Here is a 12,024-nt window from a genome sequence, read left to right on the forward strand (position 1 = left end):
AAGGCGGCCATTCTAGCCGATCGCGGCGCGCAGGGCCGATTCCAGGTGGTAGCCCCATAGGTTTTGCATGGAAATAGCTGCTGCGTCCGGCCTTCAATCCATCAACTATCAGCGTTAATTCTGTGCAAGTTGCTGCGGTATCGTAATGGCTTGATTTATAGGCAATAAAGGACATTGCTGATGCGCCCACAGGACGATTTGAACAGCAAACTGAACCAATTGACCCAGCGGCAACTGCAGTCCGCCTTACTGGAAATGACGGGTGATTTGGACAAGGCCCAGGTGTTGCAAAAGCAACTGCCGGGCTGGATGGTCAACGCACCGCCTGGCGTGTTGGACGCACTGACCAGGGATGCCGCACGGGTTGCAGATGCCCAGGCAGTTGTCGCCGAGCAATTGAAGCCTTTGCAAGCACTGGATGAATTTTGCAGTGAGCGGCTCAAGGCTTACTGTCAGACCCGATGGCAACTGACCGTGGAGCCGAAAAAAGATCTTTTGGTGCGTGCTGTAAACGAGTACGAGAAAGAAGTCTTGCCATTGAAATATGTGAAAACGGTGAGGCTGGTGCAGGACAGTTTGCTGCATGTGGCGATGCAGAATTTTTCCGAGGATGAAGTGCGAGCGCAGCACTTTCCGACGGGCTCGCTGCTGCGCTTGGGGGCTGCCGCTCGCGGGGCCATTGGCATAACCCCCCTGGAGTTTGCCCAGGGGTGCCGTGCCCTGGATCTGGGTGGCCTGTATCAGCAGCACATCAGCGAAGTATTCAAGCTGGGGAGTGATCAGCCCAACCTCAATAATGTCGCAACCGATATCGGCCAGATGAAAACCCTGGATATAAAAATCGACGCCCACATTGCCCTGATGCGCGCAGATATTTCCCAAGGTGTCTACGAGGTGTTGTGCAAATTGCTGGACCGCAAGCTGACAGCGTCTCAGGCTCAGGCGGCAGGGATTTTGTTTGAATGGCGCCCCGTCACATGGCAATGGCTGAATGTACAGGGCAGTTGCCTGTGGAGCATCCTGGTGTTCTCCGGCCGCTCGGTTGCGCAATACCCGCAAGAACCCTGTGTGGTGTACATGCCCAATGAGCCGGAGCGGCCATTGTTCGAGTATTCCTCGTTTGATGACTTTCAGGTCTACCTCAAGGGCAAGCTTGAAGTGCCGGCTTATCGTAGTTTCTTTACCCGGTACCTGAGCCAGGATGACCGGGTTGGCTTCTTCAGCCATTTCGCTCAATCCCGTACCTTGGGGGCGCTGGAGGCAAATCCCATTACGGTTAGCCTGGCGGGGCATTTTTTCGCAACTTACGCCGCCAAACTGCAAGCCGACGCGCGGACCCTGGCGGTACCGGTGGCCGACGTGGATGAGGTGGCCCGCGAGCAGCGCTTGCAAGCGTACCTGGATGCCGGTTTGACAGTGCTCAACCTCGCCGGGTTTGTTGTGCCGGAGTTGGGACTATTGATGACTGGCGTGGCGGTGGGCCAGATGCTCGGCGAGCTGTATGAGGGCATTGAGGACTGGCGCCGTGGCGATAAAGAAGAGGCGTTCAAGCAGTTGGCAGCGGTAGCGCAAAACATCACCTCGATGGTGCTGTTCGCGGCGGGGAGCAAGGTTGTCGGTTCGGCGATGAAACGCAGCGGTCTCAACCTGGATAACTTTTTTCGCCAGTTTGAAGTGGTACGCCCCACAGATGGCAATCTGCGGCTGTGGCGGGCAAATGTCACGCCGTACTTCCATGATCAGCGTCTTGTCGACGACGAGGTTGCGGACGCTACGGGAATTTACAAAGTCGGAGGGCATTCATACGTCAAGGTCAATGATTGCGTACATCGGGTTGCGTTTGACTCGAAACTGGATCGATGGCGGGCCAGTCACCCGCTGCGGCAGACGGCTTATCGCCCGCTGTTGCTGCACAACGGCGAAGGACGCTGGCGATTTGCGTTCGAAACGCCCGACGAATGGGAGGATCAGGAGTATCTCTTTTCACGCCTGAACCCGGCAGGCCCAGGTGCTTCGCTGCATCCCAGGAAACTTGTGCAGATCAAGGCCATTATGGATATGCCCCATGAATGGGGCGTCTATCAGGCCGAAGAGTGCCTGCCCCTTCCCGCACGTTTTCGTGATTTGTATGAGCGTTTCAAGCTGGACCAGTCCATTCGTGATCTGATCTGGCAGTTGGAAAGCGGTGCCTCCCCCAGTGCAGAAAACTTGACCTTGCAGATGCATGCCCTGCCCTTGTTGGACGGGTGGCCGGTGGGGCGCTATTTTGAGGTGCTGGATGCACAGGGCAGCGTCAAGGCGCGTTACCCCACCGGTGGGCCGTTTGACAATGTAGGCCTGCGTTTGACGCTCACTGAGCAGATGCTTCGTGAGGGCAAAGTGTTTGATGTGCTGTTGGCCGAGCTGGACGAGGCACAAAAAATCGACCTGCTTGGAGAGGGGGTTGCTGCTGATCAGGAGCGCGGCGTATTGGAGCGTCAGTTGCTCGCACACCTCAAGGCTGACTGCAGGCCGTTGTTCGAGCAGTTGTATCAGGCCCATGACGGACCTGTACCGCCCGAATGGGCGTTGCTCAGGCGTACCTATCCGCAGCTGCCCTGTACGCTGATGCGCGAATTGATGGCCCAGACCTCAACGGTGCAGCGCGAGACCCTGCGCGATAATCAACGTATCCCCATGGCATTGGCCGAGTCAGTCCAGCGTGCCCTCGGGGAGCAACGCCTGGACCGCGCGCTGATGGGGTTTGAGCAGCCTGAGCTGGCCAGCCTTGATACGGCGTGTGTGGCGGTTCGGTCGATGCCGCATCTGGCAGGGTGGGGCAGGGAGGTGCGGCTTGAGTTGCGCCAGGGGTCGCCACAGGGCGACTTGTTGGCCCTGGGCGCGCGCAATGGCGCCGGTGTGCGACGAATAATGGTCAGCTCGGACGCAGGGTTTGCAACGTTCGACGACAACGGCCTGAGTCTAGGTGGGCCTTACTCCGGACCTGACGGCTTGTTTCAGGCGATTGACTGCGCGCTGAACGACAGCCAGCGCGTAGCAATGGGGTTGCCGCTCAACGAGGCCAACAATCTCTGGCGCCTGCGCTACATGAGCGCTTCCCAGGCCAAGGGGGAACGGGAGCTGGCCGCTGAGGCTTTTTCCAGCAGGGGCAGCGAACCGGTGCTGGACGCGATGCCCTGTGAAATGGCTGATTCGCCGACGGGGCCATTGGCGCACCCTCCCGCGTTAGTGCGCAAGGTGAAGCGTCTGTACCCCATGTTCAGCGATGCACAAGTGTCTTCGCTGCTGATGGCCTTGGGTGCTGACCATCTTGCCCGAGCCAGGGCGGTAAAGCGCTTGAAGGCAGAGCTCACTCGTCTGCGAGCGCTGCTCAAACACTGGAAGACCGATATCCAGGGCATGGAAAAACAGCCGGGCCTGAGTGACATTCGTACCAGCCGCGAGCAGGTGGCCGAGCGCATTGAAGCCTGTTGGCGGCGTCAAAGCTCTGCTCTGGATGAACATCAGATGTCGGTTCCCAGTTTGAACCTGGACGGAATGCGCGTCGGATCGTTGCCGACGCTGCCTGCCGACATTCGTTTCGACCATGTCCGTCAGGTGTCACTCAAGAATATGCGATTGGGCGATGACGTCGCGTATTTCCTCAAGTGTTTCAAAGGCATTCGGCATCTGGCGCTGGACCGTAACCGCCTGACCCGCTTGCCGGAAATATTCTCGCGGATGCTCGACCTCGAAAGCTTGTCGATGCCCCATAACCGTCTTGCACTGACCGAATATACCCAGCTGAAACTGGCTGATCTGAATACGCTGCGCCTGCTGGACCTGAGCCATAACCCACTGGATAAGCTGGTGGATGTCAGCAGCATGCGTGACTTGCAGACCCTCTTGCTGCGCGACAGCAAAATCGTCGATCTGCCGCCAGGTCTCGCAGGGTTGGCCCACCTGGAGCAGGTGGATTTGCGCGATAACCTGATCACGGTATTGCCCGATTGGTTGTTCAGGGTGCCGCGTATTTTCAGCCAATCGATTGACGTGGGTGGCAATCCGTTATCCGAGACGACAGTAGAGGCACTCGAGCGTTACCGCGCCGAAGTCGGTATTGGCATGGGGTATGTAGGCGACGATCAGCCCCGTATGACCGAACTGAAGGCCAGGGCACGGTGGTTGCCGGACGAGGTGTCCGCCCGCGATGCCAACAAGCGTAACGTCTGGGCCAACCTGCGGGACGATCCGGAATCGACAGAGTTGTTCCTGTTGCTGGCTGAATTGACCAGTACTGCTGACAGTCGCCGTGTGCGCGAGGATATGACGCAACGTGTCTGGGACGTATTGCAGGCGACCCATGACAATGTCGGGCTGCGCGAGCAGGTCTTCCAACTGGCAGCCCATCCGACTGGTTGTGAGGATGGGGCGGCGCAGATGTTCAGCCAGATTGAGGTTCTCAAGGAAGTCGAGAAGGCAACGCTGCAGGCGGGTCGTGCACAGAGCAACTCCGGGGCGCTGTTGAACTTGAGTCGAGGTTTGTTTCGCCTCAGCGAGCTGGAGAAAATTGCGGCGACATATGCGGTTGAAAAAGCCTCCTCGGATCCGCTGGAAATCAACCTGGCATTTCGGGTCGGGTTGGCCAAGGACCTGCAACTGCCGGGGCAGCCCGAACATATGGTCTATGACTCGTTTTTCGAGGTGCCCAGCAGCGATTTGGCGATGGCGCAAGCCCAGGTGCGAACAGCTGAGCTGTCGCCCGCCTTCTTGCGTTTTATTACCCAGTTGACGTTCTGGAAAACCCATCTCAAACACCAGTTTCCTGCTGAGTTCCTATCGGTGACTGAGCCCTTCGATACGCAGCAGCAAACACTCTTTGAGAATCGCCAGGACCTTACCGACGGGGAGTATTTCAAACAAATGGAAGCCCTGCGCGCACCGCGACGGCAGGCAATAACCGCAGTGATGGAGCGCTTGACCCAGCAGATGTTGAAGCATCAGGACCTGGGCATTTGCCATGTGCCTGGGCATTAACCATCGGCGCGGTGATTGATCCACGGCAAGCCGAGTGAAATTCCTTGCCTGCCGTGGGGCCCAATCCGCTAGTCTTGAGCCATCTTGAAACGGAGCTGCCCATGTTCGAATCCGCCGAAATCGGTCACGCCATCGACAAAGACACCTATGACGCCGAAGTGCCGGCCCTGCGTGAAGCCTTGCTGGAGGTGCAGTACGAGCTGCAGCAGCAGAAGCGCTTCCCGGTGATCATCCTGATCAACGGCATCGAAGGCGCGGGCAAGGGCGAAACCGTCAAGCTGCTCAATGAATGGATGGACCCGCGCCTGATCGAAGTGCGCACCTTCGACCAGCAGACCGACGAAGAACTGGCGCGCCCGCCGGCCTGGCGCTACTGGCGGCAATTGCCGGCCAAGGGCCGCATGGGGATCTTTTTCGGCAATTGGTACAGCCAGATGCTGCAAGGCCGGGTGCATGGGCAGATCAAGGACGCGCGCCTGGACCAGGCTATCGCCGGTGCCGAGCGCCTGGAAAAGATGCTCTGCGATGAAGGCGCACTGATTTTCAAGTTCTGGTTCCACCTGTCCAAAAAACAGATGAAGGCGCGTCTCAAGGCCTTGGCCGATGACCCGTTGCACAGCTGGCGCATCAGCCCGCTGGATTGGCAGCAGTCCAAGACCTACGACAAGTTCGTGCATTTCGGTGAGCGCGTGCTGCGTCGCACCAGCCGCGACTATGCGCCCTGGCATGTAATCGAGGGTGTCGACCCGCATTACCGTGGGCTGACCGTGGGCAAGATCCTGCTGGATGGGCTGCAAAGTGCCTTGAAGCAGGCCAAGGTCAAGGCCAGCGGCATGAACCCGGCGCCGTTGCTTGCCTCGGTTGACCGCAAGAGCCTGCTCGACAGCCTCGACATGACCCTGCGCCTGGACAAGGACGATTACGAAGAACAGCTGATCACCGAGCAGGCGCGCTTCTCTGGCCTGATGCGCGACAAACGCATGCGCAAGCACGCGCTGGTGAGCGTATTCGAAGGCAACGACGCAGCCGGCAAGGGCGGGGCGATCCGTCGTGTGGCGGCAGCACTGGACCCGCGCCAGTACCACATCGTGCCGATTGCCGCGCCCAGTGAAGACGAGCGCGCCCAGCCTTATCTATGGCGGTTCTGGCAGAAGATCCCTGCGCGTGGCATGTTCACCGTGTTCGACCGCTCCTGGTACGGCCGCGTGCTGGTGGAACGCATCGAAGGCTTTTGCACCCCGGCGGACTGGATGCGCGCCTATGGCGAGATCAATGACTTTGAAGAGCAACTGCGCGATGCGGGGGTGATCGTGGTCAAGTTCTGGCTGGCCATCGACAAGGACACTCAGCTGGAGCGCTTCCAGGCCCGTGAAGAAATCCCTTTCAAACGCTTCAAGATCACCGAAGACGACTGGCGCAATCGCGACAAGTGGGACGACTACCGCGCGGCAGTGGGCGACATGGTTGATCGCACCAGCACCGAGGTGGCGCCCTGGACCCTGGTAGAAGCCAACGACAAGCGCTGGGCGCGGGTCAAGGTGTTGCGCACCATCAACCGGGCGCTGGAGGATGCGTTCGCTAAAACCGACAAGCACGACAAGAAGAAAAAGAAATAGCCCGGTCTTCCCGACCTCCATGCTTTTGCATCCATGCAGTGAATGATCATCGCGGTCGGCCAGGCCTGGATCTATCCTCGATCTACAACCACAAGATCGAGGTGCCCCATGCGTGAAGTAGTGATCGTCGACAGCGTGCGAACCGGCCTGGCCAAGTCCTTTCGTGGCAAATTCAACCAGACCCGGCCCGATGACATGGCGGCTCATTGCGTCAATGCACTGTTGGCCCGTAACGGCATTGACCCGGCCACAGTGGAAGATTGCATCGTCGGTGCCGGGTCCAACGAGGGTGCCCAGGGCTACAACATCGGGCGCAATGTGGCGGTGCTGTCGCAACTTGGCACCGGTACGGCAGGCATGACCCTCAACCGTTTCTGTTCGTCAGGCTTGCAGGCCATTGCCATCGCCGCCAACCAGATCGCTTCGGGCTGCAGCGACATCATTGTCGCCGGCGGTGTCGAGTCCATCAGCCTGACCCTGAAAAGCGTCAACACCGATAACCTGATCAACCCGCTGCTTAAAGAGCAGGTGCCAGGCATTTACTTTCCCATGGGCCAGACCGCCGAAATCGTTGCCCGTCGCTATCACGTCAGCCGCCAGGAGCAGGATCTTTACGCCCTGCAAAGCCAGCAGCGCACGGCCCAGGCCCAGGCCGATGGCTTGTTCAATGACGAAATTGTGCCGATGGCGGTCCAGTACAAGGTCGAGGACAAGCATACCGGCGAGGTGCAGATCCTCGATGGCGTGGTAGATCGGGATGACTGCAATCGTGCGGACACCAGCCTGGACAGTCTTGCCGGGCTCAAGCCCGTGTTTGCCGAGGACGGCTCGGTGACTGCGGGTAATTCCTCGCAGCTCTCCGATGGTGCTTCGATGACGCTGGTGATGAGCCTGGAAAAAGCCCTCGCGTTGGGGCTCAAGCCCAAGGCGTTTTTCCGTGGTTTTACCGTGGCCGGTTGTGAGCCGGACGAGATGGGCATCGGCCCGGTGTTTTCGGTGCCCAAGTTGCTCAAGGCCAAAGGCTTGCAGGTGGCGGATATCGACCTGTGGGAACTCAATGAGGCCTTTGCTTCCCAGTGTCTTTACGCGCGCAATCGACTGGAGATTGATAACGCCAGGTACAACGTCAACGGCGGCTCGATCTCCATCGGTCACCCGTTCGGCATGACGGGCTCGCGACAGGTGGGGCACCTGGTGCGCGAACTGCAACGGCGCAATCTGCGTTATGGGATTGTCACCATGTGCGTGGGCGGCGGGATGGGCGCTACCGGACTTTTCGAAGCCGTACGCTGAGTCAGGTTGGAATACGGCCAATGTGGGAGCTGGCTTGCCTGCGATAGCCATGGGTATCTACACAACTTTGGTACGCTGCTGCTCCTTTGCAAGGGAGCTTGCTGCCTGTCAGCTTATAGCTATCTAGCTGATGCACCGCGATCCAAATGTGGGAGGGGGCTTGCTCCCGATGGCGGCCTCAGGGCCGACCAGGATGTTGGATTAGACCGAGTACATATCCATTGCTGCGGTAGCGGCTGCTATTGGTTCCGCTTTTACAGCGGGTCACTTTTGGAAAAGAGCCCCAAAAGTAACCAAAAGGGCTCTTGCCCCACCACTCGGCACCTCGCTCAGGCTCGGTGTGCCCGTAATCCGCCAGTGATTTGGGGGGCCGCCGCCACGCGCCATCCATGGCGCGGGGCGGCTAAACCGGCATCCCTGCCGGTTTACCCCCCAAATCCCTGTCGAATTCCGGCCAGCGTGGTTTAACGGGGCGCCTCAGATCAAAAGCAGATCAAGAGCAAGATCAAGAGCGGCTTGCTTCGCATCGTGGTTACTGATGGTTGCTACGTCAGAGTTGTGTAGATACCCATGCTGCGATAGCGGTGGGTCAGCGACAGATTGGGTACAGATAAACCGCCATCGCAGGCAAGCCAGCTCCCACATTCAAGACTGTGACGTATCCGAACTCAGTGACTTGCCCCTAGAATGCCTGCTCCACTTCCTCTGGCATCTGGGGCACTCATGCACATCTCCTCCGGCCGCTGGGTCTACGGCTTTTTCCTGACCCTGCTGACCGCGTTTCTGTGGGGCATCCTTCCGGTCAAGCTCAAGCAAGTGCTGCAAGTGATGGACCCGATCACCGTCACCTGGTTTCGCCTCACGGTGGCCGGCACTTGCCTGTTTGTCTATCTGGCTGCCACCAAGCGCTTGCCCAGCCGTAAAGTGCTCGGCCCCAGGGGCGGCTGGCTGGTGGGCATGGCGGTGTGCGGGCTGGTCGGCAACTACGTGCTGTATCTGGTTGGGCTGAGAATGCTCAGCCCGGGCACCGCGCAGTTGGTGGTGCAGATGGGCCCGATCTTTCTGATGGTAGCCAGTGTGTTTGTGTTCAAGGAGCGCTTCAGCCTGGGGCAGGGTGTGGGGCTGGTGGTGCTGATTATCGGCTTTGGTTTGTTCTTCAACCAACGCCTGGTGGAGTTGCTGACGTCCATGGGCACCTACACCGCCGGTGTGCTGACGATCCTGCTCGCCACCACCATCTGGGTGTTCTATGCATTGGGGCAGAAGCAGTTGCTGACAGTGTGGAATTCGTTGCAGGTGATGATGGTGATCTACCTGTCGTGCGCAGTGTTGCTCACGCCGTGGGCGCATCCGCTGGAGGCGTTGCAGTTGAGCCCGCTGCAAGGGTGGCTGCTGCTGGCGTGCTGCATGAATACGCTGGTGGCCTACGGCGCATTTGCCGAAGCCCTGGCGCATTGGGAAGCCTCGCGGGTCAGTGCGACCCTGGCGTTGACGCCGTTGGTGACCTTTGTGGCGGTGGCCTTGGCGGCCTGGCTGTGGCCTGACTATGTGCAGGCTGAGGAGATCAATGCCCTGGGGTATGTGGGGGCGCTGGTGGTGGTGACGGGGTCGGCGATGGTTGCGTTGGCGCCTTCGCTGCTCGCCGGGCTCAGGGCCCGGCGGCTGCGGATGTCGGTTTAAGCGCCGAGCATGTTTTCCGGGCGGACCCACTGGTCAAACTCGGCGTCGGTGAGGTAGCCGAGCTCCAGCGCGGCTTCGCGCAGTGTCAGCCCTTCGGCGTAAGCCTTCTTGGCGATCTCTGCCGACTTGTCGTAGCCGATATGCGGGTTGAGCGCGGTGACCAGCATCAGCCCGCGTTCCAGGTGTTCGGCCATTTGCGCGGCGTCGGGCTCAAGACCCGCGATGCAATGCTCCTGGAAGTTGTTGCAGCCATCGGCCAGCAGGCGGATCGACTCCAGCAGGTTGTGAATAATCACCGGTTTGTACACGTTCAACTGCAAGTGCCCTTGGCTGGCGGCCATGCCGATGGTCACGTCATTGCCCAATACCTGGCAGGCCAGCATCGACAGCGCTTCGCACTGGGTGGGGTTGACCTTGCCGGGCATGATCGAACTGCCCGGTTCGTTGGCCGGCAACTTCACTTCGGCCAGCCCTGTGCGTGGGCCGGAACCCAGCAGGCGCAGGTCGTTGGCGATTTTCATGAGGGCCACGGCCAGGGTTTTCAGCGCGCCGTGCAAGGTGACCAGCGGCTCATGGCCGGAGAGGGCGGCGAATTTGTTCGGTGCGGTCACGAAGGGCAAGCCCGACAGCGCCGCCAGTTCCGAGGCAATCGCCTCGCCGAAGCCATGGGGTGCGTTGAGCCCGGTGCCGACGGCAGTGCCGCCCTGTGCCAGCTCGCACACGGCGGGCAGGGCGCTGCGGATCGCGCGCTCGGCGTAATCGAGCTGGGCGATAAACGCCGACAGCTCCTGGCCGAAGGTGATCGGCGTGGCGTCCATCATGTGGGTGCGCCCGGTCTTGACCAGCTTCATATGCCGCGCGGCCAATTCCGCCAGGCCACCGGACAGCGTCGCGATAGCAGGCAGCAGTTGCTGGTGCACTGCTTGCACCGCAGCAATGCTCATGGCGGTTGGGAAGCAGTCGTTGGAGCTTTGGGAGCGGTTCACATGGTCGTTGGGGTGTACCGGGCTTTTGCCGCCCCGGTTGTTGCCGGCCAGTTCGTTGGCGCGGCCGGCGATCACTTCGTTGGCGTTCATGTTGCTCTGGGTGCCACTGCCGGTCTGCCAGACCACCAGCGGGAACTGGTCGTCATGCTGGCCGTCGAGGATTTCGTCGGCAGCCTGTTCGATCAGCCGGGCGATATCGGCGGGCAGGTCGCCGTTGCGGTCATTGACCCGGGCGGCGGCCTTCTTGATCAGGGCCAGGGCATGCAATACCGCCAGCGGCATACGCTGCTCGCCAATCGCAAAATTGACCAGCGAGCGCTGGGTTTGCGCGCCCCAATAGGCATCATCAGGGACCTGTACTTCTCCCAGGCTGTCGGTTTCGATACGGCTCATCGGGCACCCTCCTTATCCAGTCGTGATTGGTCAGTTTAGGCCCTGGCGGCTGCCGTGGGTTCCCTAAATCCGCATTTGTGCCATTGCGCCCCGCAAAACCAGGGCCTGCGTGGGGTGGGGTTGAGCCGCGAGGTTTTTTAGGCGCAGAATGGGCGCCCTTGGGGTCTTACCTCGCCTGCTAGAAAAGGAAACTCGATGACTCGTCTTCGTGCCATCTGTACCGCGGTTGCTCTGGTTTGCGCCAGCGGCCAGGTTTTTGCCGATACCGCCAGCCACAACGCCAGTGCCGAAGCCTTCCTTACCCTGGCCCACGCTGACAAGCTGGGGACCCCGGTGTACATGCAAGTGCAGCAAATGTTCGCCCAGCGTTTCGAACAGACCAAGGCGCCTGCCGCCAAGCAGTCCGTACTGGACAGCTACCAGGCCAAGGCCAACGCCGCCCTGGACCAGGCCATCGGCTGGCCGAAGCTCAAGCCTGATATGGTCAAGCTCTACACCACCAACTTCAGCGAATCCGAGCTCAAGGACCTGGTAGCGTTCTACCAGTCGCCACTTGGCAAGAAGGTCCTGGAAAAAATGCCGCAGCTGACCCAGCAATCGGCCCAGATGACCCAGGCCAAACTGGAAAGCGCCGTACCGGTGGTGAACAAGCTGTTGGAAGACATGACCAATGAGCTGGCGCCAAAAGCCGCCGCACCGGCCAAGAAGAAGTAAGCAGCAATGACCATGCAACAGCGTATCGAAACGGCGCTCGCCGCCCTGGGCCCGCAACACTTGAGTGTGCTGGATGAAAGCCACATGCACAGCCGTGGGTTGCAGACCCACTTCAAGGCCGTGCTGGTCAGCCCGCAGTTCGAAGGGCTCAACCGCGTCAAGCGCCACCAGAAGGTCTACGCCACCCTCGGTGACCTGATGAGCGAATTTCATGCGTTGGCGCTGCATACCTACACGCCTGAGGAATGGGCGAAAATCGACGCAGCCCCGGCCTCGCCGACCTGCGCCGGCGGGCACTGAAAACCTTTGAGGCCAGCAGGTGCCAA

Annotated in this window: 7 protein-coding genes; 6 read left to right on the forward strand and 1 reads right to left on the reverse strand. The window is 59.9% G+C overall.

The features are described 5' to 3' along the window. Positions 1-180: 180 nt before the first annotated feature. The 4 genes from QMK52_RS16145 to QMK52_RS16160 all read left to right on the forward strand — a co-directional run bounded on the left by QMK52_RS16145 (position 181) and on the right by QMK52_RS16160 (position 9,605). Positions 181-5,016, forward strand: coding sequence for an NEL-type E3 ubiquitin ligase domain-containing protein (locus tag QMK52_RS16145; RefSeq protein ID WP_320403066.1), 4,836 nt, complete (start codon positions 181-183; stop codon positions 5,014-5,016). Between the two features lie 101 nt (positions 5,017-5,117). Continuing rightward, positions 5,118-6,632 carry a polyphosphate:AMP phosphotransferase gene (gene pap / locus QMK52_RS16150; RefSeq protein ID WP_005789896.1) on the forward strand — a complete coding sequence of 505 codons (1,515 nt, stop codon included), beginning with the start codon at positions 5,118-5,120 and terminating at the stop codon, positions 6,630-6,632. 108 nt (positions 6,633-6,740) lie between these two features. Further along, positions 6,741-7,925, forward strand: coding sequence for a thiolase family protein (locus QMK52_RS16155; protein WP_005789895.1), 1,185 nt, complete (start codon positions 6,741-6,743; stop codon positions 7,923-7,925). 723 nt (positions 7,926-8,648) lie between these two features. Next, positions 8,649-9,605: a DMT family transporter gene (locus QMK52_RS16160; RefSeq protein ID WP_005789894.1), complete on the forward strand. Its 957-nt coding sequence runs from the start codon at positions 8,649-8,651 to the stop codon at positions 9,603-9,605. Here QMK52_RS16160 and QMK52_RS16165 read toward each other — a convergent pair. Then, positions 9,602-10,984: a class II fumarate hydratase gene (locus QMK52_RS16165; protein WP_032880155.1), complete on the reverse strand. Its 1,383-nt coding sequence runs from the start codon at positions 10,982-10,984 to the stop codon at positions 9,602-9,604. The two genes, QMK52_RS16160 and QMK52_RS16165, sit on opposite strands and share 4 nt — an antisense overlap. Before the next feature lie 195 nt (positions 10,985-11,179). Here QMK52_RS16165 and QMK52_RS16170 point away from each other — a divergent pair, with 195 nt between their 5' ends. Next, entirely contained in the window at positions 11,180-11,698 is a 519-nt protein-coding gene (locus tag QMK52_RS16170) for a DUF2059 domain-containing protein (RefSeq protein WP_003175221.1), read from the forward strand. Positions 11,699-11,704: 6 nt separating this feature from the next. Continuing rightward, positions 11,705-11,998 (forward strand): BolA family protein, encoded by a 294-nt coding sequence (locus tag QMK52_RS16175; RefSeq protein ID WP_005789892.1) that lies wholly within the window; start codon positions 11,705-11,707, stop codon positions 11,996-11,998. Positions 11,999-12,024: the final 26 nt, after the last annotated feature.

The sequence above is a fragment of the Pseudomonas sp. P9_2 genome (assembly GCF_034008255.1).
GTDB lineage: Bacteria > Pseudomonadota > Gammaproteobacteria > Pseudomonadales > Pseudomonadaceae > Aquipseudomonas > Aquipseudomonas synxantha_A.